A 26,041-nucleotide genomic window follows, 5' to 3' on the forward strand; every position below is an offset into this window, starting at 1 on the left:
TCACCACATTTTTGGTATCAAAAACCCATTTCTTAAAAAACCTTACCTTTGGACTTTTAAATATTTTATGGCTAGAATTTTGGCTTTTGATTACGGAACAAAACGCATCGGCATTGCAGTAACCGATCCTTTGCAGATTATTGCAACCGGACTGGATACCGTTCACCCTAAAGATGCCATTGAGTACATTAAAAAATATTTACTTGCCGAGCAGGTAGAAGCCTTTGTTTTAGGCGATCCGAAACAAATGGATGGATCAGATTCTGATTCCAAACAACATGTTAAAGGATTTTCAACCTTGTTAAAAAAAGCTTTTCCAACTATACCGCAGCATTGGGTCGATGAACGTTTCACCTCGAAAATGGCACATCAGGCCATTATGCAAAGCGGCCTGAAAAAGACAGACAGACAGAATAAAGATCGGGTGGACACCGTTGCCGCGACCATCATTTTACAATATTTTATGGAAACCCACCGTTTATAACCCAATACATGAGCCTGATAAACGACGATTTACAACAACTGCTACTTAACTATTGCGAACCCGAGAGCGAATTGCTTCAACATATCGACCGCGAAACAAACTTAAAAGTTCTAATGCCAAGAATGCTTTCCGGCCATTATCAGGGCAGGGTTTTGAGTATGCTGAGCAAAATGGTTTCACCAAAAAGAATTCTGGAAATTGGCACCTTTACTGGTTATGCAACCCTTTGTTTAGCTGAAGGATTATCAGCGGATGGAATCATTTACACATTGGATATTAATGCCGAACTGGAAGATATGGTTCGGGCTAATTTTGAAAAATCGCCATTGAACTCCAAAATCAAATACATTTTGGGCGATGCAAACGAAACCTTAAATCAACTGGATGAAGTTTTCGACATCGTTTTCATTGATGCCGATAAAAAAAACAATGGCACTTATTACGATTTAGTTTTCGACCGCGTCCGTCCGGGCGGAATCCTCATTGTGGATAACGTACTATGGAGTGGAAAAGTACTTCAGGAAAAACAAGATAAAGACACCAGAAATATCACTAGTTTTAATGATAAAATAGCTGCAGATGAGCGGGTTGAAAAATTGATATTGCCTGTGAGAGATGGGCTGTTTGTAATTAGGAAAATTGGTTAACTGAACAAATGTGAAACTGTTTAACTGAATTCAGTTAACATTAAACGTTTCCAACAGTTAAACATTAACCAAAACAAAAACTCGTTATTACGAGATAAAAAGTAATCCGCAGCATGAGATTGCTTCGTACCTCGCAATGACGGCAAGAGAAAACAAAAATGAAAAATATACTTACTTTTTGCCTTTTACTTTTAAATGTAATTATAGCCAAAGCACAAGACACAGAAGATTATATTGCAGAACATGTAGAAGTTGCTCAGGAATTAATGCGTGATCATAAAATTCCTGCCAGTATCATCCTGGCAGTTGCCATTCATGAATCTGCCGCCGGCAACAGCCGGATTGCGCAACATTTGAATAATCATTTCGGGGTTAAAGGTCCAAATAACAATGAGGAAATCCGCTCTGCTTACCGCGATTACGAAAGTGATGAAGAATCATACAATCATTTTGTAGAGCTGATGGAAACCAGAGCTCCGTTTAACAGCTTGTTCGATAAATATGATCAGTATGATTATAAAGGATGGGCCAGGGGAATTCAACGTTCGGGATATGCCCGCAGCCGCACCTGGGCCAGCCAGGTGATTGCCATGGTAAACAAATACAATCTTTATCAGTACGATGAACGCCCGGAAGATTATGTGGAACCGGTAACCAAGGCTCCGGTTTATCACCGCAAAAAGAGAACTACTTCACGAATATATACCGTAAAGGTGGGCGACAACTTAGGCGCTATAGCCAAAAAGAAAGGTACAACAGTTAAATCACTGATGAAAAGAAACGGTCTGAAAAAAGCAAACCTAAAGCCAGGGCAGAAGATCAGGTTTTAATGATACATAACACGTTTTAACTTGCCACTTTAAATAACCACTAACAATTTCAACAATTAACCATAAAATGCATTTATCTTATCGTTTATCTTTTCTGTTCATCATTTTAGCTTTTGCCAGTTCATGCAGTTCAAGAAAATTTTCGAAAAACAATAAACAGATTGAGAAGGCGGCCAATAAAGCCAATAACAACAGTTATAAAAGTTATAACACATTAAGTTATATTGACGAATTTAAAGCAGTGGCGATAGAAGAGATGAATGCCTTTGGTATTCCGGCCAGTATTACGCTGGCGCAAGGAATTTTAGAATCAGGCAGTGGAAACAGCGATTTAGCAAAGTATGCAAACAACCACTTTGGCATTAAATGTACTTCTGACTGGAGAGGAAAAAACTATTTCCGTGATGACGATCAAAAAAATGATTGTTTCAGGGTATACAAAGATGCCCGTGAATCTTTTAAAGATCATTCTGAATTTTTGAAACGTAAACGCTACAGTTTTTTGTTCCAGTTGGACAAAAACGATTATAAAAGTTGGGCACAGGGTTTAAAAACCGCCGGTTATGCTACCAACCCAAAATATCCTGATTTACTGATTAATATGATTGAAAAGTACCAGCTTTATCAGTATGACCAATCAGAAAGCGAGAAACAAAAAATTGCCCGTGAAGACCGGGTTTTTTCTGAAATTAATCAAAACATCCCGCAGGAGAAAAAGAAATTTACGCCTGTTGATACCCCTCCGCCTGGGGCAAAGCCAATCTTGGCTGATGGCACTTATACTGTTATTAAAGGTGATACACTTTATAATATCGCAAAACGCTTTAACTTATCTGTTGATGAACTGAAAATGTTAAACGAAATGACCACTGATGGTATTAAACTTGGGCAGGTGCTTAAGGTTAAATAATGTTAACGGTAAACATTGCCTGCCAGATATTTGTAGTTTTGTAAACACATGAAACTTTTTGTTGCCTTTATTTTATCCGTCGGCCTGGCTACATCGCTTTTTGCACAAACAAAACCGGTGCAGGGAATCGTTATTGATAAGGAAACGAAGCAACGCCTGGCAAAAGTTTACATTTACAACATTAGAACAGGAGATGGGTTGTATAACAATACAAAAGGTGAATTTAGCACCTATGCCAATCCTGGAGATACCTTAGTAGCGGCGCTTGCTGGTTATGGCGTTGATACCATCGTTTTTAAAGGTCAAACCGCAGCTTATTTTCAATTGAAATCACTGGGTATCAGGCTAAGGGATGTTGTGATTCAGCAAAAAAGATTAACGCCACAGCAGCAATATGAAAAATCGGTTAGCGAATACCGCTACCAAACCATGAAAGGCAGCAGTAAAGATCTACTGAATTTAGGAACCGGTGGCGTGGGATTAGGCATTGATGCGATTTATAATTTATTGAGCCGGCAGGGTAGAAATGCCCGCCACTTACAGAAAATTTTAGAGAAAGATTACCGTGAAGACCTGATTGATTACCGTTTTAATGCTTCATTGGTACAGCAGGTTTTAAACATTAAAGAGACCGAACTCACTGATTTCATGCAACAATACCGGCCAACCTATCAGTTTGTGCTCGATGCTGATGATTATGCTTTTAACGTATTTATCCGAAATGCGTATAGAAGCTATCGCATAAATCCAAAGGCACTGCAATTGCCTCCTTTGCCGAAACTAACAATTGAAAAATTGTGAAAGCGCCCATTATCATCGTTAAGAAATTGCCTACCGCAGGGATGGCTATATTTCCATTTATTCTGTTAAAATCAGAAAGACTTAAGGCCGACAAGGAAATAATCAATCATGAAAAAATTCATTTAAGGCAACAGCTCGAGTTGCTGATTATTCCATTTTATGTGTGTTATATTATCAATTATTTGATTAATTTGATAATTTACAAAAAACACCATCTGGCCTACCGTAAAATCATTTTTGAACAAGAAGCTTACCGATTTGAAGGCGACTTAAACTACCTTAGGAATAACAGCTGGTATGGCTGGGTTAAATCGATATAGTAGGCTGCATTCGGCACATTGGCAACTACAAATCAGATATTCATTTTGTTAAACCCTTTTTATCTATAGATTTTTTCTTTTTCTTTGTATCCAATGAAGAATTGTTTAGCTGCCCTTATCCTTATTCTAAGTATCTGCTCCACAAAGTTATATGCACAGGTAATTGACACCGTTCCGATCAATACAAAAGACCTGAATATAAAGCTTAAACGTAGTCCTTTACCGAGCAGGCAAGGGCCGTTAAATTTTGAGCCTGTAAAAATCCCTCCCTTTGTTGTAAACGCGAAGGTAAACTACTGGAAAACCAAAACTTCTATTGGCATTAACGTGAACCAGGCACAATTCAGTGATAACTGGAAGGGTGGTGGTGTTAATTCCGTTGCTGTTGGTGGCTTACTCAACTGGAAAGCAGAATACAACAAAGCCAGCTACAGCTACGTAAGTGAGGTAATCTTGCAATATGGTAAAATCAAAAATAAAGACCAGTTGCAAAAGAAAACGAACGATCGAATTTTCTGGGATAACAAAGCATCGTTTCAATTGTCAAAAAACTGGTTTTTCTTCGGCTCTGTAAACTTTGAATCGCAGTTTGATAGTGGTTATCGTTATTTTAGAGATGGTAATGGTGAAGAACAGCAAGTCTTGATTTCCAGGTTCATGTCGCCAGGTTATTTAACTGAATCAATCGGTTTTGAATACAAGCCAAACAAATATTTCTCTACCAGAATTGGTACGGGTACTGCCCGCCAAACATTTGTTTTAGATACGGCAGTTTATGACAACAAAGCCAATGTATTTGGGGTTGATAAAGGCAAGCATTTTAGAAATGAGCTCGCTTTCCAGGTGGTGAGTGCCTTTGATAAAGATATTTTTAAAAACACCAACCTGAAAGCACGTTACGCCATGTTTATTCCTTATGAAGATATTGCTGTAAAACGAATCGATCATAGGTTGGATGTTGCCTTAACCGCAAAAATTAACCGTTTTATGAATACGAGTTTAACGGGTGTAATCCTGTATGATACCGATACAGATGCAAAGGTTCAGGCCAGTCAGACTTTGGCGTTGGGTTTTGCTTTTGTTTTCCCGCGGTAACGTCGGGAAGGTATATGGTCAATTTTAAACCCGCTTACGTTTCCTTTTTAAGTCAAGGTAATCGATAAAATACAGCACCTTTACTGATAGACTATTATTTTGTGGTGCTGATAAAATTCCGCTCAAATTGCGATTGTATCTTTCCATATAATAGGTTTGATAGGTCTCTGCTGCATCTTTGTAAGATAAGGTTAGCGTACTTCCGGGTGCGAATTGCCAGGTATAAATTAAATCGATATTGAAAACGTTATAGTTTCTATCAGTGCCAGTAGGCGTTGCGCCCTGATAATCTGCTAAATTTCCATCTGGTTTCAGCAGATAGAACGCTTTGTTTCTCCTGTCGCTCCAGTAATGGCGTAACACCACGGCAACACCCATTAAATTTGTAAACGTATATTTAGCATCAAAAGAGTTTTCTACCGTTCGGCGGTCGTATTTAGAAAAAATTGACTGATTGCCCTGCATGGTGGTCCAGTTTACAAAATTGTAATTAGGATTAAAATTTAAATCCAAGCCGAATGCAACCTGATCATTTAACCTAAAATTTTGAAACAGATAGAAATTATACTCTTCTCCATTAAACAGATTTTGCTTAAAATAACGAACGTTGCCACCAAAATTATAGGCTTTTGCACGATTGGGATTTACATATATAGCGAGACCAAAATTACCAGGCGCACGATATACCTGTCCGTTACGGGATTCATAAAAATCGTTACCGTTAGCAGCCCAGCTTACATCAAATTCTGCTGACCATAAGTTTTTAAATTGCACCCAGTAACCAGAATTAAGAGAAACTTTTTGATAGGCACTTGGGATTGCCCTTCTCGAATAAACTAAATTTAACCAGCTTTCGAACTGGTTATACCATTTCCCCGGCTTATAGATGCTATAACCCATTCCTGCCGTTTGATCTAAAAAGTTGTTATTTGTAAAAAAACCCATATCAGACGGATCGAATTTATTATCGGCATAAACCTGATTATAACGCCATGTGAAATTGCCACTTTGTTTTCCGAACCTTAAAATATAACTGTATCCGGTTGATGTCTCGGCTCCACGCAGGTAACTCATCTTCCAGCCCCCGTTTACGAAATACTTATTGCCTTTGCTGTTCAGGTTAAACAAAAGCGCAGAAACGTTCGCATCGTAAGCACTTCCCTGCCTTAAAACATTTGTATTTACAAAACTAGCCGAGCTGTTATTCTTTAATGATTGGTCGAAAACAAGAATATTGTAGTTGGTTAACGGTTGGGTTTCTACCTCCCGGAGATTTCCGTTAGCATCTTCCACCTCGGTTTGCATGCTACTGGTTATTGCATTAAAAATACCTATACCCAAACCTTTTGCCGTTCTGCCAGAAATTTTTGTTGCATTTAGCACTTTCGCTTCCGTTTGGTCTTTAATTATTTTATCAGTTGTACCAATTTCACTGTAATTAGAATAAGATGGAATGGAACCAATGCGTTTTGAATAAAACAAATCTCCTTTATTAAACAATTCGGTTCCTTCGGTAAAAAACTGCCTGTTCTCGTTAAATTTTACCTCAAATGGGGTAAGGTTTAAGATTCGGTTATCTGATTGCACCTGTCCAAAATCGGGCACCAGCGTCATGTCTAACGTAAAACTGTTATTGATACCATACTTAACATCCATACCGCCATTAAAACGGGCAGTGGTATTTTTAACTCCAGGTAAATTAGCAGGGTAATGATTTACATAAGCCGAAAGATATGGAGAAAAAGAAAGCCTCACCGGAGGTTTAATATTGGTTAAGCCGGTCCACAAACCCTCCTGGTTGATGAAACCATTAACCGTTGGGTTAACAAAATTCCAAAAAGTTTGTGTATTGCTTCTCTGTATTCTTCGGCTAAAATTTAAGCCCCAGTTTTGAACATCCTTGCCAGAAAATCGCAGAGCCGAATAAGGAATTTTCATTTCACAGGTCCAGCCTAAATCATCAATTTTTACGGCACTTTCCCAAACGGCGTTCCAGTTGGGGTCTTCATCACCAACCTGCGAGTATTTGGCATCAAACTGAACACCGGCAGCCGTTACAAAGAAGCCATTACCGTTCATTTTATCGTAAAACGGATCGACAATGATGGAAATGAAATCGGCATTCCCGATGTTGTCGCGGGAAACCAATTCGTGCGACACGCTATCCTTGTCATCATACATCCGGGCGTAAACATAAATGGCCACATCATCATAAAGCACCTTCATCTCCGTACGACGATCTTTTTTTTCTACCCTTCCGGGCACCGGTCTGATTTCAAAAAAATCTGTAGCGATGGGTACATTTATCCAGCAAGCATCATCTAAAACACCATCAATTTTAGGCGTTTCAATGGTTCTTACTGCTTGCAATTCCTTTTGTTTAGCAGGATCCTGGGCAAAAGAAAGGCCCATAGATAATACTAACAAAAAGGTTAGATAGAATTTCATACGTTTGGTTTGGTAAGCATAAGACTATCAACTATTGTAAATGTTGCACATTTTAAAAATTATTTAGGTTTTTGAAGCGCAAATTACTGCATAAAACTCAACTGCTTCCTGTGTTTCGCTTGTACGCTTCGCTTCGTCAGTACCTTCCTCGCTGCAGGGTACCGCTGCACCCAGGGCTAGTTAGCAAAAATGACGCGTTTTTTAACTGTTGCTGGCTGGCCGTTGTACTTAAACCCGACAAAAGCGGAAATACTTTTTGTTGCAACACCGGTAAATACCCCCCTCATGCTGCTAAAAAAGATTGTAGCGAATGGCGGGACTACAGGCTGCCAAAGGCTACTGAACATTCATTTTCTAAAAAAGATTTTTGACTTTGAGGTGCAGCGATTTACAACCAAAATTTGATACATTTGCCTTTTATTAAAAACATTGGCTTTTACCGTGGGTAAATAGCTTACAGCTTCAAAAAACATGTTTGATAATTTACAGGACAAGCTAGATAGAGCATTTAAAGTATTAAAAGGACAAGGCAGCATTACGGAGATTAACGTGGCAGAAACCATGAAAGAAATTCGTAAAGCGTTGTTAGATGCCGACGTTAACTATAAAACAGCTAAATCATTTACGGATGAGGTTAGACAGAAAGCTTTAGGCCAAAACGTGCTAACAGCGGTTTCGCCGGGCCAATTGTTAACCAAAATCATGAACGATGAGCTTGCTGCCTTAATGGGTGGCGAGGTGACCGAACTTGAAACCAAAGCAAACCCAACGATTATTTTAATTGCAGGTTTAAACGGTGCGGGTAAAACTACTTTTGCAGGTAAACTGGCTTTACATTTAAAAGGTAAAGGCAAAAAACCGCTATTGGTTGCTGGTGATATGTACCGCCCTGCAGCGGTAGATCAATTGGAGGTTTTAGGAACTTCAGTTGGTGTTTCGGTTTATGCAAACCGTGAATCGAACGATCCGGTTGGTATTGCTTTGGAAGGTATTGCGCATGGTAAACAAAACGGAAATAATGTAATTATTATTGATACCGCCGGTCGTTTAGCGATCGACGAATCTTTAATGAACGAGATTTCGGAAGTTAAAGCCAAAACACAACCACACGAAATTTTATTCGTAGTGGATTCGATGACGGGGCAGGATGCGGTGAATACGGCCAAAGTATTTAACGATCGCCTAGATTTTACCGGCGTTGTTTTAACCAAATTAGATGGTGATACCCGTGGTGGTGCTGCGCTTTCGATTAAATCGGTAGTAAACAAACCGATTAAGTTTATTGGTACTGGTGAAAAGATGGAAGCACTTGATGTGTTTTATCCAGACCGTATGGCATCTCGTATTTTGGGAATGGGTGATGTGGTTTCGCTTGTTGAACGTGCTCAGATGCAGTTTGATGAGAAAGAAGCTGCCGAATTACAAAAGAAAATCCGCAAGAATAAATTCGATTTCAATGATTTTTATAGCCAGATTCAGCAGATTAAGAAGATGGGTAATATGAAGGATTTGATGGGCATGATTCCGGGCGTGGGTAAGATGATGAAGAATGTTGATATTCAGGATGATGCCTTTAAATCAATCGAAGCAATTATCAATTCGATGACGCCATTCGAAAAAGAAAATCCGGATGCGATTCAGCAAAGCCGCCGTTTGCGTATTGCAAAAGGATCAGGTAGCAAAGTTGAAGAGGTAACCAAGCTGATAAAACAATTTGAAGACATGCGTAAAATGATGAAGCAGTTTTCAAATCCTGCAGCCGCAGCAGCGATGATGAAAGGTATGCCGAAAATGCCTTTTGGAAAAAGATAGGTTTTGAACCAGAGGAAAGACTAGCGCTTAAAGCGAAAATAGCTTATTGTAAATATTTGAAAATCCCAATCAGAAATGGTTGGGATTTTTTTTGTATTGGTCTCGCTAGTTTAGGTTTCCTAAATCGCTAACTAAATTTTATATTTTGGCTAAAGCCTTGGTTGCACATTAGAGAACAGTCAGCTAAAGCAGACTGCAATGAAATCAAAGCGAAGCGTTAATGTTCATTCCCTATTTTTAACCTAGTCATGCCAAATCGTTTAACATTTCATTGCCGTTGGTTTCAACCAACGGTATTTAAATATTTCTTTTTATATTAGAAAACCAAATATTCATCCCCGAATAACAATAACATTCCAATGCTTTATTGAAATTTAATGCTTGTAAAAACATACGGGAGTGCTGTTTATGGTGTGAATGCGCTAACGATAACAATCGAAGTAAGTATTAGCGCCGGCAATAAATACTACATGGTGGGTTTGCCAGACAATGCTGTTAAGGAAAGTTTACAGCGTGTGGAGAGTGCCATTCATGTAGCAGGCTTTAGAATGCCACGCCAAAAAATTGTGGTTAATCTGGCTCCGGCCGATATTAGAAAAGAAGGTTCTGCTTATGATTTACCTATTGCAATTGGCGTTTTAGCAGCATCCGGACAAATCCCTTCAGAAGACCTGGAAAACTATTTCATCATGGTAGAGCTATCGCTCGATGGTGCCATACAACCGATCAAAGGTGCTTTGCCAATTGCGATTCAGGCACAACAAGATGGATTTAAAGGTTTTATTTTACCAAAGCAAAATGTCCGAGAAGCGGCAATTGTTGACGGCTTGATTGCTTACGGTGTAGAAACTTTGGCCCAGGTAATTGCTTTTTTTAACAAAAGCGAGCCTTTGGAACAGGTCAAAATTAATACCCGGGAAGAATTTCTGAAGAATATTAGCAATTACGAACACGATTTTGCTGACGTTAAAGGGCAGGAAAACATTAAACGTGCGCTGGAAATTGCCGCCGCAGGTGGACATAATGTGATTCTGATTGGTCCGCCGGGTGCCGGAAAAACCATGTTGGCCAAGCGTTTACCTACTATTTTGCCTCCTTTGAATTTGTATGAGGCTTTAGAAACCACCAAGATCCATTCTGTTGCCGGGAAACTATCTGCAGCTGATGCGTTAATGACAGTCCGGCCATACCGATCTCCGCACCATACAATTAGCGATGTGGCTTTGGTTGGCGGCGGAATGAATCCGGCGCCTGGAGAAATTTCTTTAGCACATAATGGTGTGCTCTTTTTAGATGAGTTGCCGGAGTTTAAACGAACCGTTTTGGAGGTGATGCGCCAACCGTTAGAAGATAGAAAGGTTTCCATTTCCCGTGCTCGATTTTCAGTAGAATACCCGGCGAGTTTTATGTTAGTGGCTTCAATGAACCCTTGCCCATGCGGGTTTTACAACCACCCGGAAAAGGAATGTGTTTGTGCACCTGGAGTTGTTCAGAAATACCTCAGTAAAATTTCAGGTCCGCTTTTAGATCGCATTGATTTACATGTTGAAGTTACACCGGTAAATTTTTCGGAACTGGCTTCATCCCGCGAAGCGGAAAAAAGCGAACGCATTAGGGCTCGTGTAATTAGCGCAAGAGAAATTCAAGATCGTCGCTTTGCCGATAAAGAAGATTTACATTATAACGCACAAATGAGCCCGAAAATGGTTCGTAAAGTTTGTGCAATCAGCGAAGCCGGAACAACACTTCTGAAATCGGCAATGGAGCGTTTGGGTTTATCGGCCCGAGCTTACGATCGCATTTTAAAAGTAGCCAGAACCATTGCAGACTTAGATGGAAGTGAAACCGTGGAACTTGAGCATTTAGCAGAATCCATCAACTATAGAAGTTTAGATCGTGATGGATGGGCCGGCTAGGCGAAATTATTTGTGAAAACAGTAGTTTAAAGCCTGTATAGTTAAATATAACATGGTTGAAAAAACACCATTACGATATTATTGGTGCAGCGAGAGAAATCCACAAAGCGGACTATTGGATAGCGTTGCCATGGATGCAGGAAACAGCATTAAAGTTGCAGCAAATAAACTTCCCAACAGAAATTTCGATGCCTGTTCCTTATAAAAAAATAGAGGTAGCGTCAAATTTAAGATGTGATCTGTCTACAGAAAACTGCTAAGCCGTGAAGTAAACGCCTCAAAAACCATCGCTCCTATTTTTGAAGCACAAACGTTAACTTACATGAAATTGATAGAAGCGCCACAAGGTTTGATTCTAAATTTCAATTGTGTTAATATTTTTAGTGAAGTACAAAGAAAATTTATTAATGATTTTTACCGATTTTTAGAAGATTAAACGCCCCGAATGATCAGAACGCTTATAATTGAAGATGAACCCGCCATCCGCAAGGAAATCGAATGGCTTTTACAAAAAGAAACGCAATTTAACCTTATTGGCTTCGCCACCAGCGTGGCAGAAAGCTTGGTATTAATTAGAGCCACGAAACCTGAATTGATCTTAATGGATATTCAGCTGACTGATGGTACGGCTTTTGATATTTTGGATCAACTGGACGAAATTCCCTTTCGGATTATATTCATTACCGCTTACAACCATTTTGCTGTGAAAGCCATTAAATTTGGTGCCCTTGATTATCTTTTGAAGCCCTTGGACGATGCAGAATTTAAATCAGCCTTATCTAAAATAATTACGGAAGACGAAAATCATCTGGCACAGCAAAAGCAACAGATCTCTATTTTAAAGTCTCAATCTAGTCATGGCGAAAGCGACTTAGATAGCCGCATTGTTTTACACACGTTAGAATTTTTACAGGTGCTGCAACTGCGTGAGATTATCTATTGCCAAAGTGAGGGCGGTTATACGAACTTTTTCTTAACCGAGGGAAGAAGGATCATGATTTCAAAACCTTTGAAATTTTATGATGAATTGTTACCAGAAAAGTGGTTCCTACGTCCGCATCAATCTTATTTGGTTAACGTTTTATACGTAGATAAATTTTTAAAATCAGGAACCATCGTATTGAAGGATAAAACTGAAATCCCTGTCTCCGGGCGCAGGAAAGATTATATCCTCCAACACATCAATCACATTGAATAAGTATACCTCACCACTATCTCATGAACGTTAAATGGATAAAAATCCTTAGATGGATATTGGTTGTTTTTTTGTCGTTGGTTTTAATTATTGCGGTGGCTACATATTTTTATATGAAAAAGCCCTTGTTTGGAAAGGCTGCAGATGGGGCAAGATTAGAACGCATGAAAAAATCGCCCCACTTTAAGGATGGTATTTTCCATAACCTCAACCATACACCTGAACTTACGGAAGGATACACGATAACTGGTGTGATTTACGACAAACTTTTTGGCGATCATCCGAGGTTAAGTCCTGTGGATAGTATTCCATCTCAAAAAGTAAACCTGCTCAACTTACCAATTGATACTAACGTTTTGGTTTGGTTTGGGCATTCGTCTTATTTTATGCAACTAGATGGAAAACGAATACTCGTTGACCCGGTATTTAGCGGCAATGCTTCGCCAATTCCTGCAACAGTTACCGCTTTCAAAGGCACCGACCGCTATACCGTGGAGGATTTACCTGATATCGATTACCTTTTTATTTCACATGACCATTACGACCATGTGGATTATGAAACCTTAATAAAACTAAAGGCTAAGACAAAAAAGGTTTTTTGCGGATTAGGTGTAGGTGCTGATTTCGAAGCCTGGGGATATGACCTGGCCAATATTTATGAAAAGGATTGGAATGAAAGTATCGATTTAGGTAACGGATTTTTTGTTCATACTGCGCCAACCCGGCATTTCTCTGGACGAGGTTTTACAAGAAATAATACGCTTTGGATGTCGTACATTTTTCAAAGTCCAACCATGAAAATTTATATCGGTGGTGATAGTGGCTACGATACCCATTTTAAGCAGATTGGAAATAAATTTGGCCCTATCGATCTGGCTATCCTCGAAGATGGTCAATACGATGTGAAATGGAAATATATCCATTTACTGCCCGAACAGGTTTTGCAGGCAGCGAAAGATTTACAGGCAAAACGTCTCTTTCCGGTACATTCATCAAAGTTTGTATTGGCAAATCATCCCTGGGATGAGCCTTTGGTTAAAATTACGGAATTGAACAAGGCAACAAAAATTCCTTTAGTTACGCCAATGATTGGCGAATTTGTTTACTTGAAAGATATTGATCAGGTGTTTAAACAATGGTGGATTGGTGTGAAGTAATCTTAACGAATAATAACAAGTTGCCTACGTTTTTAGAGTTTTTACTCCATCGGATAATAATGCGTATAAACATTTTTGAAAGATATAGGTATCTTAAAAGAAATAGCTGTAAAATTTAAGTGTTTTGCAAAAATTCTTCTTTTATGAATGTTAAACTCGTTACACTGATGATCATCATTGGTGCTTGTATACAAAATTTGTCGTTTGCTCAATCAAAAAGCCAATATGAACTACATGCAGATTCATTGTTAAAAATTGGAGCGCTTGATAAAATAATCCCTTATCTGAATAAAGAATTAAAACAGAACCCAAAGAGCGAGTCACTTTTACGGCTGCTGGGGTTTTACCACCTTCAAAACAACAATCTGGTTGAAGGAGAAAAATATTATCGTAATGCTTTACTGATCAATGCAAAATGCGCTCGCTGTTATTTAAATATTGCAAGGATATACGGCGCCAAAAACAATGAAAAAGAAGCGACAGCTTACATAGATAAAGCTGTAATGACTGACCCGAAAGATGCATTGATTATTTCTAATCGTGGTAAATTGAAAGAACAGTTCGGCGATAAGTTCGGGGCATTAGCTGACCATAATAAAGCAATAGAAATGGAGCCTGGCTCTGCAGAATATTATACCTCACGTGGGGCTTACAATGCAAATAATGGCTATGAGAATTTAGCAATTACTGATTTTAATAAAGCAATTTCGTTATCACCTGAGGCCTACGATGCATATTTCTATCGTGGCGGCGTATTTTACAGTCAGAACAGAACAGATGAAGCGCTGAACGATATCAATAGTGCAATTTCCCTGAATGATAAACAGGCTTACTTTTACAACGGCCGAGGTGCAATTTATGGCAATTTAGGTCAGTTTGATAAGGCGCTTGCAGATTATACGCAATCGATAAAGCTAGATGCCAGGGCCATATCAGCATACCTTAACCGGGCGAAAGTTTATTATGAACTTGAAAATTTAGATGCCGCATGTAATGATTATCAAAGAGCCAGACAAATACTCATTGGCCAAAAGCTAAATGATTCAGCTGAACTAAAAACTATTGATGAAGCAATTGCCGACTTCTGCGACGAAAGTAAGCCTAGCTTTTATTACCAAAGAGGTATTGCGTTTTATAATTTAAAAGCATTTGATAAGGCTTTAATCCAATACGAGAAGGGCTTAGAAAAGTTTCCGAAAAATGCCATGATACTTTCTTTTAAAGGGAATGCGTATTTGGCTTTGATGAACTATAAAAATGCCTTCGAGAATTATTCTGCTGCATTAGAAAATAAGGAGAGCATCATGGCAGAGATTAAGAAAAATTCCCGATTTGTAAATGCCAGCGAAGCAGATATATTGTCTTATTACAATTCATCTCTTGCATCAATTTATTTTGGTATAGCTGAATGTCAACATTATAGTGAAGACTTTGAAAACGCATTAACCTCAATAAACAAAGCGATTTTACTGGCGCCAAATCTTAAAGAATTAAATATCGAAACTTACTATAATAGGCGAGGCCTGATTTATCTGGCAACACAAAAAAATAATCTCGCCTTAAATGATTTTAATAAAAGTATCCAAATTAAACAGGACTACGCAATAGCTTATGTTAATAGGGCCGTAGCCCGCATGAGTATGGTGGATGGAGGTAAACAATCAGCATCCCGGTTAAGCATCAAATCACCAAATCTACCCGCTAACGTGGGCTGGGTGTTTGATCAAAAATCATCAATTAAAAAATCAGAAAATGAGTTTTTAGCGGCACTAGCTGACTGCAATAAAGCAGTGGAATTAGATAAAAATTTAGCTTATTCATACTATGTAAGGGGATGGATTAAACAAATTTTAGGTCAGAAAGACTATTGCATCGACATACTCACAGCAAAAAAAATGGGATTGGAAATTGATGACAGGATGCTTAAAAGTTGCAACCAATAATTGAAATGATGAGATATCTGGCTTTATTCTTTATTTTACTTTCGTTTGAAAGCATGGCTCAAACACTTCCTGATTTTATTCTGCCTGCCGGAAGAACCAAGGTGTTGGAAACTAAAGGTGATTTGGACAAGGATGGAATTGACGAGGTGATATTTGTTTACAACTCCAATAAGAGAGTCGATCGTACAGGATTTACCAGAGAACTGTATATCTGTAAAATGCTTAACGGTAAATTAAAACTCTGGAAAAAGAATACATCTGTTTTATGGAACAGCGAAGATTGCGGATTCTGTACAGATAATGGCGTTGACTTATCCGTCATTATAAAAAACAACACAATTATCACGCAGCAAACGTTTTGGCACAATACAAGGCATACCAGCAAGCACAAAAACATTTATCGTTACCAAAATAATGATTGGTTTCTAATTGGCTCTACCTATAAAGACAGTTACAATTGTGGCTATCAACACACTTACGATATTAATTTTTCTACCAAACAGGTTCATGTTCGGTATGATGATGAAGATTGTGAGGATTCTGTTCAATCGCACCCTGCTACAGAAAAAAAATTCAAATATCCTTTCACATCCGTTCCAAAAATGGATGGATTTATACCCGGCAGAAGAGAAATAAAAATCCCGAACTCCAGTCAGTTCTTTTATTATTAGCATTGCTTTAAAATCAAATAATTGGCAGTTGCGCACAAATAATTGTTAAATGTTAACGAATAATAAATGGCTTGAAATAGCTGAACAGCTTTATTTAGCTTAGTACCATAAATCAAAAATAACCTCTACCTATGAGGATCATTATTTGCGAATGCAATTTTGTTTTGGTTTATATAGCTGTTGGTTTTAGAAAGTAACGTCTCTTAATTGATGAAAAAGGAAGTGTAAAACTTTGGTAGGTGTATCCAGCATTTACTGTGTTTTACGCTTCCACATCATTCGAAAATCACTTTAAGCATCATTCTTTAAGCATAAAACTTTATTTGTATCTTAAAACATTAAGCACGATGTGTGATGATTTGAAGAATATAGCAATACCACCGCAACATATAAATCTCATATCTGACTAATTTATACATGATCCTCTTCCTCCTTATCTTTATTCTGCCATTACCCCTGCTTATCTGGTTTTTCATTCGCAGCAAAACCCGAAAAGCCAAGTGGGTTATTGGTGTTTTAATGATTTTGTTTGTTGCATTTTTAAGCTTCATGAGTTTTGGTTTATGGGTTTTGGATATCGAAGATTTATATGGCGATAAACAAAAGATTTTTTGGGAGGGAAGTTCTGGCGATACCGTAAAGTTAGTCGACTACAACACTAAACAACTCCTGGCCACAGGTATCCTAAAAAAAACATGGCACAGAATTAATGTGCAAAGTAATAACACCGAGGCAGATATTTTAGGTTGGATTGAAAATGAAACGGGCGAATATTATATCGAAACAAGTCAGGAAATTAAAAGTGGAGTGATTACTGTAGCGGTTTGGAGCACTGAAGACAAAGCGGATTTTATTGGTGCATATAACGACCCTCATACTTTGGATGTCAATTTTATAACCAACAACTTTTTGAAATACAAATTAACTGCATTGTGCGAACACCAGATACCAAATACCGACCAAGGTTTAGCAAAACTTCTGCAAGTAAAAAATGATACATTGGTTTATAAAAACAGTTTTGATGGCAATAATTTAATCATCTCCGTTTGGGGAGAAAAAGGCTCTAGAAAAGCTAAAATATATAGAAAAGGTGATGGCAAAAAATCACAATTCGAAGATTTTAATTATGAGGGATTTTGGGAGAAATAAGATGAACAAAAAATTAAAAATCGGTATCATTTTCCTCATCGCAACCTGGCTTTTTACAGGCATTTATGCTGATGATGAATTTGGCGAACACGGCCCGTTCCTAAAATATCGTCCGAGTTTTCAGTTTTATTTCAAATCGCCTTTGGGCATGCAAGATATGCCTGCAAGCTATCCGGCAGAATTAGTAGTAGAAGAAGCTATTATGATGATTTCATCAACCAAAAACATTGGAGCGACAACGATTTTTTAGCGACCAGCGCTTGCGCTATTTTATATTTAGGAACGATTTATTTTTTGATTTGGGGCACCATTACACAATTTAAGCATGGAAAATAAACCAATCCTTCCTAAGGTTTACCTCTTCATTTCTGCCTTAATGGTGCTTAATGTAATACTTTATTGCTTTTGGCAAATGAGCTTTGCTGGATACTGGAGCGATAGGGTAATCTTTTGGATTTGGCTTTTGGTTACGCCTATTGTCATCGTCAGTTTCTGGAAAAAAACAGGCACGAAAATATATTTTTGGTTGCTCGTTGCAGGGCTAATCCTTAGCATTTTGCCAATGGCGATACCATTTTTCGGTATTCTACTTGCAGGTTCTGGCAGTGGTCGGTTAAACCATTTCAGCCTCGAAAATAACATTCGCGTACAAACTGTGAATTATGGTGTAATGGGCAGACCACGTTTGCAGATTGTAAAGGATGGTTTGCTGTTTGATAAGATCAAACTGGAAGATGGCGATGAGATTTTTACAAACGATACCACTTGGATCGAAGTTAAGGACGTTAATGATCCGAAAAATATCATCAAATCTCCAGAGCTAAAAAGTTTAGAGATTAGAGATGCTAAAAATGCAGAATTGATCAACCAAACCGATACCAGCATTACCGTAAAATATTTCTTTGAGAAAGACACTGTAGAAACCACACACGTTTTCATAGAAAAAACGTCATTTAATTATTAATCGTCATGAAAAGAACGAGGAATTGATATGGAAACCCAAAGCTCACATCATCATTAAAATAAAAATATGAACAAACACCTACCTATTTTCATCCTTACATTTTTATTTTACTCGTTTGCCAACGCCCAAAATTTCGATGTGCGAAAACTTACCCTCAAAAGCGATGTGATTTTGCTTTACGACCAAGACAGCATTGCTTATATTGATGATGTTATAAATGACCACACTACAAATCATTTCTACCAGTTGAAAGCCGTTACTCAAACAGTAAAAAACACGGTCGGTTTTAAATACGCCAACACCAAACTACCTTACCTGGTAGAAAATGAAGATTATTTTAAAATCTTCGAAAAAGGCGATTGTATGGGAATTGGATATGCTACACCTATAGGTCCAAGACCAAAGTATTACGGCATGCTTTTTTTGCAAAAAGGAGCAAAACAATATCAAGTAATTGGAATTGTAGAAAACAGAAATCCATTCGCCAGTTGGCAAGATTTAATCAAACAAATACAAAGTGTTTCGACACTCGAAAAAGTTAAAGACCCAAAAGAACGATACACCAGATCCATCGATTGGTTTTTGGATAATAACGTAGCGCCCGATGAAAATTTTGTTAAATATTACAAGCAAAAAGGCATCCTTAAAACCGATACGGCCCAACTTAACGAACAGCAATTGGCAAAAGCAAGAGCCTTATTTTTTAATGGTAACGAAACCTTTTTAGACTTAATTGCCAACACCAACCCAACCGAAATTAAAGATTATTACCTGCAAAAATTAAAAGATATTTCCTTTCAGAGCGAGTATGAATTTGGCGATTGCCTACGCTTTAGTAGAGTGGTCTGTATGCTTACCAACGATTTTAACAACAATTACGACGACGTAAACCGAGTGCTTTCTGATTTGCTAACCAAAGACGAGCTTGAAAACTACGAGAAAAAACCAATTATGCTACATCTTATCGACCTGATTGAGAAAAAAACCTACAAAACGGGAGCCTTTTCCAGTAGTAAACTATAATCTAAATCAAAATGAAAAAAAATATTTTAAACAGCTTAATTTTATTTACTCTTGTCACTTTTTCTGCCTGCCGAAACGAAGAAAAAACAAAGGCAAAACCAGCTGATACGATAGCACATCAACCCGATACCTTAAACACAAATAAACTGGAAATGCCTTTGCCCGCATTCCCCAATACGGCATATAAAGTCGAAAATCTCATCCCAAAAGATTACGAAATTGACTTAGAAGCCGAAGGCGATCTGAACAATGATGGCGTAGCAGACAAAGTAATTGTGTTAGTTAAAACTACCGATACCACAGCGCTTCGCCCAACGCTGGTATTGCTCAAAAAAGGAGAGGCTTATAGCGTTAACGCCATTTCTTATACCGCTTTCGACCCAAAATATCGTGAAGATGGCTTTAAAAATTATGATTTCGAAGAGGTAAGCATCGATAGCGGAAAACTGGTAACAACTATGCAGGCAACTGGTCCTAACGGCAGTTTAGAAGGCGCTTACAAATACATCAACGAAGAAATGGTGCTCACTCACATTACCACTTTTAACATGGGCGCCGGTGGCCAAACTGAGCAAAAATTCGATTTGCTAAAAGGCATTTACGAGCAAACCGACATCAATACCATGAAAGAAGATATGCCTAGCGAAACCACCACCAAAAAGTATAAAATACCAAAAGCAATTTTTAAAGATGCCGATCCGAGGGCGATTATGATTGAGGCCTTTAGAAAAGTTGGGCATTAATTTGAAAATGAAAGTGCAGGAGTTGATGGCGGTTTTCAGTCCCGCTATTGCCAATAGTCCTCGCTTCCCGAGAAATCGGGCAAGGCTTTGCCTCGCTCCGGGCTATTTGGCGCTATCGGGTTTATGTACAAAGTTTGTGCAAGTAAAACCCACCCAAAAGCATAAAAAAGAAGTTATATAGCCCCGACATACGCGGAAATACCCCGATTTAAGCATTGGTTGCAATTTCTTTATTGTACGCTTGCTTGTTTCACAGGCTTCTTCGGGAATTGTAGCATTGGCGGGAACAAACTTTAAAATTAGCACAGGTTCTGCGCTTCAAAAAAGATAAAAAAAATGAAAAAACTTAACATCTTATTCCTCATTTTAATTTCAACATTAGTTTCTTGCGCACAAAAAAAAACAGCTAATCAACCAAAAATAAAATCGGAAGAAGTAATCTTTTACAAAGTAGACGAAAGTGGCACCCGAACCCGACGAGAAGGAGCAGGAATGGACGAATTGGTGGAATACAACTCTGATGGAAATATAGAAAAAGTATATGTGATTGAGTTCGATCAAGCGAAGAACAAAAACACTTACAACTTACACGAACGCTATTTTTATGAGGATAAAAACCTGACCAAAAAAGAAAAAATAGGTTACCGAACTGGCGAGGTTTACGAAGAAATTTCGTGTAAATACCAACAAAATAAATTGCTTAGAAAAGATGTTAAAACTATAGAAAACGGTAAAGAAATGCTCAAGAAAAACGGCAGTTTTTATTCTGAATATACTTACGAGCCTAACAAAGAAACAGGCACAGTTTACGAATATGACGAAGAGAAAAAAACTTTTGTTTTAGCTTACGTTCAGCATAAATTTTTCGATGCTAAAAAAAATCTGATCCAAGAAAAACTGGAAGACAAGCAAGGCGAAATCTATCAGCAAAATGATTTAACCTATAACCCTGAAAATAAGCTCATTAAAGATACGCAATCAAAACGCTTTCCATCAACCGTAACTTACCAATATAATAAAGAGGGCGATATTGTAGAAAATAAATACGAAAGCGAGGGAACCATTGTGATTACAAAATATGCCATTAAATATGATTTTAATGGCAATTGGATTGAAAAGACAGAGACAAAAAAGTCAAATAGCAAAAATTACATCCCTGACCCAACCTATATCATCAAACGGAAAATAGTTTACTATTAAATGAAATTCTGGACTAAAGCTTTAGCGGTTACGCTAGGTTTATTCGGCTTAGTTGCGGTTTACTAAATTGAAGCAACTTGCTATTTCTAATATTGTACTGATTATTTTAACGCTTTTAGGTTATGGCTTTATCAATATTTTAATTGCAGTATCAAAATGTTAATTCCTCAAATAATCAGTCTAACTACGCAAATATGGGCCATATAAACGCGAATAACAGAATGCTGATTTTGATTGTTAAATAAGCGGTATCTTAATATCAAATGAAAAAATTAATCTTTCTTCTTTTGGTTTTAATTATTGGTCCATCGCTAAATGCCAGCGAATGTTATCACTATCATACTTCCACACAACATGCCATTATCAAAAATGAGCGTGGCTTATTTTATCAGTTGACAGAAAAAGACCCGAACGGTTTTAGCTATGTTCGGCAAATTAATAAACCGATAAAAGGAATAGACCTGGCAACTTACAAAGCCATTGGCGAAGATGAAAGCACTTTTATGTTTAGTGATAAAAATGGCTTCTATCAGTTAGAAAAAAATCGTCAGTATGAAGATCACTCAGCCATTTATTCTAAGATTTTAGGCGCAAATCCAAACCAAAAACATATCAACGGACGTTTGTTTTTAATTGATGGAAAGTGGAGCTACATTACTGCATGGGGAAAGGATACAAAAAAAATAATGCTGAATGAATTACCCCAAAATATTACAAATGTTAAATGCTTCAGTTCTGGCCTATATGTAAAAAGCGATAAACAGGTGTTTTCAGTTTATATCGATTTCTACACCCAAAAGGCAACTGTAAAAACTATCCCAAACTTAAACCCAGCGCAATTAGTTTATTACGCTTGTAATCCCCGAAATAATGAAGATTTTATTGCGGATGAACAGCACATTTTTTCCATCAGAAATGATGGCAGTTTTGAAGATATTACACCCCAATTTAGGGCATTAAAGGTGAACCGAAAATTCAATCAGCTAAAACTGGTCGATAACCCTACCGTAATGTGGTGGAGCGATAAAGTAATAAAAAAACGCGAGGGTCATTCGGTATCGGGCAGAGACCCTTTAACCGGCGAAGACATAGACGTCTATTTTAGCTATTATGCGTCTACACCTCTGCTACCAAAGTTTGGCAATAGCAGTTATGTTCGTTTCCAAAACAAAATCTATCCCATTTGGGACGACGATTTTAGCCAATCATACGATATAAGAGCTGATGTTTCTAAACTTGAAGCGATAGAAGGAAAATTATTTAAAGGCGATGATTTTTACTATTTCGAAGCCGATAACGATTATAAAATCGTTAGCACAAAAATTTCTGCTGATGCCAAATTTTTTCCTGGCGTTTACAGCTACAGAGCCTATTTATCGAAAGCTTTGGTAGATGATAATTACATCCATTTTATAGGCGATCGGTTCAACATCCACATGGATAACAAAAAGAAATTAACCAGTAAGGTTGTTAAACAACTGGGTATGTTTTATTTGTTCAATAACGCTTTATTCGATGGCGAAAAAAGTTACCCCATTATAGCAGATTACGAAACATTAAGCGCTTTAGGTTCTTTTGTAAAAGTAATCAATTCTTGTGCTGGCGATATGCCGAATACGCCTCCGGTTCAGGTGAAGTATCATCATTTTTTTAAAGATAAAAATGCAGTGTATTATTTAAATGAAAAAGCGAAACAACTGCAAATTATACAAACCGCTGATCCGGCAGATTATAAAGCCGATAATTACGAAGCTTTGCAAGAATTATATAAAATTAAAGATGTAAAAGGGTCGATAAAAAAAAAGACTAGTTCGGATTTAAATTACTATGCGATCGGTGGTTTTGCATTGGCGATTTTTGGTCTGGGATTTTATCTCATCAAAAGGAAATTATGATAAAATTCAGCAAGTTTATTATTTTTTATACAATCCCGTTGCTTTCTGTGTTGCTTATCTTCATACTAACTTCCCATGCTCAGAACCTCAAAATCTATAGTGTTAGAGATACTACCGAATTGTGGGACAAAAAATATAAAAGCGAAATTTACTAGGGTTTTTACAAAGTAGATGTGGATCAAAAAACCATTCAGCATAAAGGTTTTGCATTTAGAGGTGGCGACAAAGCACCAGATTTAATGAACCTTTTTAAAGATGAACCTAAAGATTGGTTTGAGATTTTATCGCCCACAAAAATGAAGGTTAAAAGAATAAAAGGCACACGGGTTAAAAGAGCTTGGAACGATTTCGCCACGCCTGGTAGAACTGGAGGTTCGCCATCATATACTTTTTTTATTAATGCTGATACACTGCGAACGCAGGGCCGAAGATTAAAGTTTGTTTTAGATAAGGAATTAACAGAAAAATATAAGCAAGAAACGAATGAATAATAGATGCCAAAATTAGTAACAATGAAAAGAGTAATAGCACTCGTTTTGTCAATTGTATTGCCGTTGACAATTATTTTTTTTGGTATGATTACGCACTGGCGATACGTTAGTGTTGAAGATGGTACAAACGAATTTCTATATGGTTTTCCTTTGGCTTTTATGTGCAGAGGTTGGCATACCTCGCTTTCATTTCAAATATTTGTTTCAGAACTTGTATTTAATTTCCTAGTTTACTTTACGTTTCTATTAACTGTAATTTGGTTGGTGGATAACTATTTAAAGCCGATTATAGTTCATAAATATTTAAAATTCGGACTGTACAGTATTGCAATTTTAACGATGTCGTTTTATGGATTTCTGTTCTCTAACCCAAACAACATTTTTAAAATTAAGCGAGATTTTAATTATAGCGAGATACGAAGCGGAGTTAAATTCTTTTGGCAAAAAGACAAAAGATAAAAATAATTGCAAAATAAAATGATACAAGAAATTAAGCCTAAAAAACCAATATTAATCGCGGGAGCAGTAATTTTAATCATCAGTTTATGCGTCATCTTTCCGGTAGAATATAGCAAGGCCAGCTTCGTAAGCGATTTAAAATTTACCTATTTTACTTTGGGCATTGCTATGCTCATCTTAATGTACGCCTTTATGGGTAGGAATACTTACAAGGGTTTACTTTTTCTTCTCTGCAGTTGCATTTTTAGCATTATTTGTTGGTTCGTCTTTCTTCCAGAGAGCGAATTATCTAAATCTAACTCTAAAGCTTTTGAGCTAACAATCGCAATTTTTTCTTTCTTCGAGAATTTTGCAAAGCTTTACATGGGTACCGTAACAGGGATAATTGCTGGGTTAATTTTTCTAATCGTAAGCGCTCGCTTTTTGAAAGATGAAAATCACTACCAACTGTTCTTTAAAAGATTGGTTTCCTACCTGATCATTTTAGGCGTAGTGTCGTTTTTATTTGCCAAAGGTGGCGATTGGATTTTTGAAATTTCGGAATATCTTAAAATGAAAAGTTAACCTGTGAAAAAGAGAAAGTTACTCAGCCAAAGGCATCCTTTTTTATATTTTTTAGCAGTTAACGCAAGGCGGATGAAAAGACAATTGGAATGGATTTTAGATGGTAAAAAATATGCAAAAACCAAAGCCAGTGATAAGCTCGAGTTCCGGATTAAAAAACATCAATCGGTTCTGCTTAAAAAACTTGGCGACAACAATGAGCAACTGCAAATTAACAAAGTAACCAATCTCAAAATCGCTTCGGCAAACATAAACGGCATTATCATTAAACCAGGCGAAACGTTTTCGTTTTGCAAATTGGTGGGTTTGCCTACCAAAAAGAAAGGCTATTTGTTAGGAATGGAACTTTCATTCGGCGAAGCAAAGGCAGGTATTGGCGGTGGCATTTGCCAAATTTCTAACCTTATTCATTGGCTGGTTATCCACAGTCCGTTAACGGTTACAGAACGATATCACCATTCATTTGATCCATTTCCAGATGACGGGCGGGTTTTGCCTTTTGGCAGTGGCGCTACCGTTTTTTACAATTACCTCGATTATCAATTTACCAATAATACCGAGCATACTTTTCAAATTAACCTTTGGTTTACAGACAAATGTTTGGAAGGCGAATTACGCATCGATACCGAACTTAACTATGCCTACCATGTGAGCGAAAAAGAGCATGAGTTTTTAAAAATAGATCATCAGTTTTATCGAAAAAATGAAATCTGGAGAGATAAAATATTAAAATTTGAAGGTGGTAAAGTTGTAGCCACAGAACTGATCATGAAAAATTTCGCAAAGGTTACTTACACACCAGCAGAATTTTTAGATACAACGGAATAAGTAAAATCTTCCACTTTCCAGCGAATAATAAATAATGCCCAGCAAATAATAACTACTGTTTTTAGTTTTAGTATATGCTGTTATTTTTATTGCATAAACAAACCTATGGAAAACAAATTTTACCAACAAAACGGCGATGAGTACATCGTAAAAAGACAGCTACTTTTTCCAATTCTTGCGCTTGCGGTTTTTGCCAGCCTTGGTGTACACTTTTTAATTAACGGCACCAACCACGATGGTAGACCCTACTACGCATTTACGGTTCTTCCTATCGGCCTTTACGCCTACAAACTAGGCAGAAATGTAAGAATTAACGTAGTAAATAAAACCGTTTCAGAACACTGGTTTGGCCTAAAACTAAGTACTCTCAACTTTAATGCAATTACCAGATACCTGCTTGTAAAGAAAACGGTAAACCTCATTAATGCAGGTCATGGCGTTTAAATTGCATTTAGTAATGACGGTAAAGACGAAAAGGAAATCGAATTTGCACATT

The 26,041-nt window shown here is 37.5% G+C and carries 28 protein-coding genes; 27 read left to right on the forward strand and 1 reads right to left on the reverse strand.

What is annotated here, in order from left to right:
* The first annotated feature begins 67 nt into the window (after nt 1-67).
* The 7 genes from ruvX to EA772_RS05495 all read left to right on the forward strand — a co-directional run bounded on the left by ruvX (nt 68) and on the right by EA772_RS05495 (nt 5,087).
* Nucleotides 68-484, forward strand: a complete 417-nt coding sequence (gene ruvX, locus EA772_RS05465; RefSeq protein ID WP_124911694.1) for a Holliday junction resolvase RuvX — start codon at nt 68-70, stop codon at nt 482-484.
* 8 nt (nt 485-492) lie between these two features.
* Nucleotides 493-1,131 (forward strand): O-methyltransferase, encoded by a 639-nt coding sequence (locus EA772_RS05470; RefSeq protein ID WP_116168836.1) that lies wholly within the window; start codon nt 493-495, stop codon nt 1,129-1,131.
* 158 nt (nt 1,132-1,289) lie between these two features.
* Complete coding sequence (locus EA772_RS05475) at nt 1,290-1,961, forward strand: glucosaminidase domain-containing protein (RefSeq protein ID WP_124911696.1); 672 nt, start codon at nt 1,290-1,292, stop codon at nt 1,959-1,961.
* Nucleotides 1,962-2,028: 67 nt separating this feature from the next.
* Nucleotides 2,029-2,871 (forward strand): glucosaminidase domain-containing protein, encoded by an 843-nt coding sequence (locus EA772_RS05480; RefSeq protein ID WP_124911698.1) that lies wholly within the window; start codon nt 2,029-2,031, stop codon nt 2,869-2,871.
* Between the two features lie 48 nt (nt 2,872-2,919).
* The gene (locus EA772_RS05485) at nt 2,920-3,672 is read left to right on the forward strand and encodes a hypothetical protein (RefSeq protein WP_010600839.1); all 753 of its coding nucleotides are present in this window, start codon (nt 2,920-2,922) and stop codon (nt 3,670-3,672) included.
* The gene (locus EA772_RS05490; RefSeq protein WP_210405079.1) at nt 3,669-3,992 is read left to right on the forward strand and encodes a hypothetical protein; all 324 of its coding nucleotides are present in this window, start codon (nt 3,669-3,671) and stop codon (nt 3,990-3,992) included. Before EA772_RS05485 ends, EA772_RS05490 begins: the two co-directional genes overlap by 4 nt.
* Before the next feature lie 93 nt (nt 3,993-4,085).
* The gene (locus EA772_RS05495; RefSeq protein WP_010600837.1) at nt 4,086-5,087 is read left to right on the forward strand and encodes a DUF3078 domain-containing protein; all 1,002 of its coding nucleotides are present in this window, start codon (nt 4,086-4,088) and stop codon (nt 5,085-5,087) included.
* A 24-nt stretch (nt 5,088-5,111) separates the two neighbouring features.
* Here the strand turns inward: EA772_RS05495 and EA772_RS05500 are convergent, their stop codons facing one another.
* Nucleotides 5,112-7,535: a DUF5916 domain-containing protein gene (locus EA772_RS05500; protein ID WP_124911700.1), complete on the reverse strand. Its 2,424-nt coding sequence runs from the start codon at nt 7,533-7,535 to the stop codon at nt 5,112-5,114.
* A gap of 471 nt (nt 7,536-8,006) precedes the next feature.
* On the opposite strand from EA772_RS05500, the gene ffh reads away from it, so the two are divergent.
* The 20 genes from ffh to EA772_RS05600 all read left to right on the forward strand — a co-directional run bounded on the left by ffh (nt 8,007) and on the right by EA772_RS05600 (nt 25,989).
* Nucleotides 8,007-9,347 carry a signal recognition particle protein gene (gene ffh / locus EA772_RS05505; protein ID WP_010600834.1) on the forward strand — a complete coding sequence of 447 codons (1,341 nt, stop codon included), beginning with the start codon at nt 8,007-8,009 and terminating at the stop codon, nt 9,345-9,347.
* 377 nt (nt 9,348-9,724) lie between these two features.
* Nucleotides 9,725-11,263, forward strand: coding sequence for a YifB family Mg chelatase-like AAA ATPase (locus EA772_RS05510; RefSeq protein WP_124911702.1), 1,539 nt, complete (start codon nt 9,725-9,727; stop codon nt 11,261-11,263).
* A 56-nt stretch (nt 11,264-11,319) separates the two neighbouring features.
* A complete protein-coding gene (locus EA772_RS05515; RefSeq protein ID WP_124911704.1) occupies nt 11,320-11,523 on the forward strand; it encodes a hypothetical protein in 204 nt (67 codons plus the stop codon).
* Entirely contained in the window at nt 11,517-11,699 is a 183-nt protein-coding gene (locus tag EA772_RS22440) for a GxxExxY protein (protein WP_124914984.1), read from the forward strand. The genes EA772_RS05515 and EA772_RS22440 overlap by 7 nt, the downstream gene beginning before the upstream one ends.
* Before the next feature lie 9 nt (nt 11,700-11,708).
* Nucleotides 11,709-12,461, forward strand: a complete 753-nt coding sequence (locus EA772_RS05525) for a LytTR family DNA-binding domain-containing protein (protein ID WP_010600831.1) — start codon at nt 11,709-11,711, stop codon at nt 12,459-12,461.
* A gap of 110 nt (nt 12,462-12,571) precedes the next feature.
* The gene (locus EA772_RS05530; RefSeq protein WP_305790860.1) at nt 12,572-13,615 is read left to right on the forward strand and encodes an MBL fold metallo-hydrolase; all 1,044 of its coding nucleotides are present in this window, start codon (nt 12,572-12,574) and stop codon (nt 13,613-13,615) included.
* 143 nt (nt 13,616-13,758) lie between these two features.
* Nucleotides 13,759-15,558, forward strand: coding sequence for a tetratricopeptide repeat protein (locus tag EA772_RS05535; RefSeq protein WP_124911708.1), 1,800 nt, complete (start codon nt 13,759-13,761; stop codon nt 15,556-15,558).
* A gap of 5 nt (nt 15,559-15,563) precedes the next feature.
* On the forward strand, nt 15,564-16,229 hold the full coding sequence (locus EA772_RS05540) for a hypothetical protein (RefSeq protein ID WP_124911710.1): 666 nt from the start codon (nt 15,564-15,566) through the stop codon (nt 16,227-16,229).
* A 417-nt stretch (nt 16,230-16,646) separates the two neighbouring features.
* A complete protein-coding gene (locus EA772_RS05545; protein WP_124911712.1) occupies nt 16,647-17,378 on the forward strand; it encodes a hypothetical protein in 732 nt (243 codons plus the stop codon).
* Nucleotide 17,379: 1 nt separating this feature from the next.
* Nucleotides 17,380-17,628 (forward strand): hypothetical protein, encoded by a 249-nt coding sequence (locus EA772_RS05550; RefSeq protein WP_124911714.1) that lies wholly within the window; start codon nt 17,380-17,382, stop codon nt 17,626-17,628.
* Between the two features lie 75 nt (nt 17,629-17,703).
* Nucleotides 17,704-18,342, forward strand: coding sequence for a hypothetical protein (locus EA772_RS05555; protein WP_124911716.1), 639 nt, complete (start codon nt 17,704-17,706; stop codon nt 18,340-18,342).
* 66 nt (nt 18,343-18,408) lie between these two features.
* Entirely contained in the window at nt 18,409-19,365 is a 957-nt protein-coding gene (locus EA772_RS05560; RefSeq protein WP_124911718.1) for a hypothetical protein, read from the forward strand.
* Nucleotides 19,366-19,376: 11 nt separating this feature from the next.
* The gene (locus tag EA772_RS05565; RefSeq protein WP_124911720.1) at nt 19,377-20,108 is read left to right on the forward strand and encodes a hypothetical protein; all 732 of its coding nucleotides are present in this window, start codon (nt 19,377-19,379) and stop codon (nt 20,106-20,108) included.
* Between the two features lie 336 nt (nt 20,109-20,444).
* On the forward strand, nt 20,445-21,308 hold the full coding sequence (locus EA772_RS05570) for a hypothetical protein (RefSeq protein ID WP_124911722.1): 864 nt from the start codon (nt 20,445-20,447) through the stop codon (nt 21,306-21,308).
* A gap of 263 nt (nt 21,309-21,571) precedes the next feature.
* Nucleotides 21,572-23,203 (forward strand): hypothetical protein, encoded by a 1,632-nt coding sequence (locus EA772_RS05575; protein WP_124911724.1) that lies wholly within the window; start codon nt 21,572-21,574, stop codon nt 23,201-23,203.
* Between the two features lie 173 nt (nt 23,204-23,376).
* The gene (locus EA772_RS05580; RefSeq protein WP_124911726.1) at nt 23,377-23,694 is read left to right on the forward strand and encodes a hypothetical protein; all 318 of its coding nucleotides are present in this window, start codon (nt 23,377-23,379) and stop codon (nt 23,692-23,694) included.
* 21 nt (nt 23,695-23,715) lie between these two features.
* Nucleotides 23,716-24,153 (forward strand): hypothetical protein, encoded by a 438-nt coding sequence (locus EA772_RS05585; protein ID WP_124911728.1) that lies wholly within the window; start codon nt 23,716-23,718, stop codon nt 24,151-24,153.
* Nucleotides 24,154-24,171: 18 nt separating this feature from the next.
* A complete protein-coding gene (locus tag EA772_RS05590) occupies nt 24,172-24,717 on the forward strand; it encodes a hypothetical protein (RefSeq protein WP_124911730.1) in 546 nt (181 codons plus the stop codon).
* A gap of 72 nt (nt 24,718-24,789) precedes the next feature.
* On the forward strand, nt 24,790-25,545 hold the full coding sequence (locus tag EA772_RS05595) for a VanW family protein (RefSeq protein WP_246834051.1): 756 nt from the start codon (nt 24,790-24,792) through the stop codon (nt 25,543-25,545).
* Between the two features lie 105 nt (nt 25,546-25,650).
* A complete protein-coding gene (locus tag EA772_RS05600; protein ID WP_124911732.1) occupies nt 25,651-25,989 on the forward strand; it encodes a hypothetical protein in 339 nt (112 codons plus the stop codon).
* Nucleotides 25,990-26,041 lie beyond the last annotated feature (52 nt).

The organism is Pedobacter sp. G11, from assembly GCF_003860265.1.
In the GTDB taxonomy this organism is placed as follows: domain Bacteria; phylum Bacteroidota; class Bacteroidia; order Sphingobacteriales; family Sphingobacteriaceae; genus Pedobacter; species Pedobacter agri.

Excerpts from the sequence above, each read along its gene's own strand:
- ruvX (WP_124911694.1), top strand. The coding sequence starts at position 68 with ATGGCTAGAATTTTGGCTTTTGATTACGGAACAAAACGCATCGGCATT.
- EA772_RS05470 (WP_116168836.1), top strand. The coding sequence starts at position 493 with ATGAGCCTGATAAACGACGATTTACAACAACTGCTACTTAACTATTGC.
- EA772_RS05475 (WP_124911696.1), top strand. The coding sequence starts at position 1,290 with ATGAAAAATATACTTACTTTTTGCCTTTTACTTTTAAATGTAATTATA.
- EA772_RS05480 (WP_124911698.1), top strand. The coding sequence starts at position 2,029 with ATGCATTTATCTTATCGTTTATCTTTTCTGTTCATCATTTTAGCTTTT.
- EA772_RS05485 (WP_010600839.1), top strand. The coding sequence starts at position 2,920 with ATGAAACTTTTTGTTGCCTTTATTTTATCCGTCGGCCTGGCTACATCG.
- EA772_RS05495 (WP_010600837.1), top strand. The coding sequence starts at position 4,086 with ATGAAGAATTGTTTAGCTGCCCTTATCCTTATTCTAAGTATCTGCTCC.
- EA772_RS05500 (WP_124911700.1), bottom strand. The coding sequence starts at position 7,535 with ATGAAATTCTATCTAACCTTTTTGTTAGTATTATCTATGGGCCTTTCT.
- ffh (WP_010600834.1), top strand. The coding sequence starts at position 8,007 with ATGTTTGATAATTTACAGGACAAGCTAGATAGAGCATTTAAAGTATTA.
- EA772_RS05510 (WP_124911702.1), top strand. The coding sequence starts at position 9,725 with ATGCTTGTAAAAACATACGGGAGTGCTGTTTATGGTGTGAATGCGCTA.
- EA772_RS05525 (WP_010600831.1), top strand. The coding sequence starts at position 11,709 with ATGATCAGAACGCTTATAATTGAAGATGAACCCGCCATCCGCAAGGAA.
- EA772_RS05530 (WP_305790860.1), top strand. The coding sequence starts at position 12,572 with ATGAAAAAGCCCTTGTTTGGAAAGGCTGCAGATGGGGCAAGATTAGAA.
- EA772_RS05535 (WP_124911708.1), top strand. The coding sequence starts at position 13,759 with ATGAATGTTAAACTCGTTACACTGATGATCATCATTGGTGCTTGTATA.
- EA772_RS05540 (WP_124911710.1), top strand. The coding sequence starts at position 15,564 with ATGATGAGATATCTGGCTTTATTCTTTATTTTACTTTCGTTTGAAAGC.
- EA772_RS05545 (WP_124911712.1), top strand. The coding sequence starts at position 16,647 with ATGATCCTCTTCCTCCTTATCTTTATTCTGCCATTACCCCTGCTTATC.
- EA772_RS05550 (WP_124911714.1), top strand. The coding sequence starts at position 17,380 with ATGAACAAAAAATTAAAAATCGGTATCATTTTCCTCATCGCAACCTGG.
- EA772_RS05555 (WP_124911716.1), top strand. The coding sequence starts at position 17,704 with ATGGAAAATAAACCAATCCTTCCTAAGGTTTACCTCTTCATTTCTGCC.
- EA772_RS05560 (WP_124911718.1), top strand. The coding sequence starts at position 18,409 with ATGAACAAACACCTACCTATTTTCATCCTTACATTTTTATTTTACTCG.
- EA772_RS05565 (WP_124911720.1), top strand. The coding sequence starts at position 19,377 with ATGAAAAAAAATATTTTAAACAGCTTAATTTTATTTACTCTTGTCACT.
- EA772_RS05570 (WP_124911722.1), top strand. The coding sequence starts at position 20,445 with ATGAAAAAACTTAACATCTTATTCCTCATTTTAATTTCAACATTAGTT.
- EA772_RS05575 (WP_124911724.1), top strand. The coding sequence starts at position 21,572 with ATGAAAAAATTAATCTTTCTTCTTTTGGTTTTAATTATTGGTCCATCG.
- EA772_RS05585 (WP_124911728.1), top strand. The coding sequence starts at position 23,716 with ATGAAAAGAGTAATAGCACTCGTTTTGTCAATTGTATTGCCGTTGACA.
- EA772_RS05590 (WP_124911730.1), top strand. The coding sequence starts at position 24,172 with ATGATACAAGAAATTAAGCCTAAAAAACCAATATTAATCGCGGGAGCA.
- EA772_RS05595 (WP_246834051.1), top strand. The coding sequence starts at position 24,790 with ATGAAAAGACAATTGGAATGGATTTTAGATGGTAAAAAATATGCAAAA.
- EA772_RS05600 (WP_124911732.1), top strand. The coding sequence starts at position 25,651 with ATGGAAAACAAATTTTACCAACAAAACGGCGATGAGTACATCGTAAAA.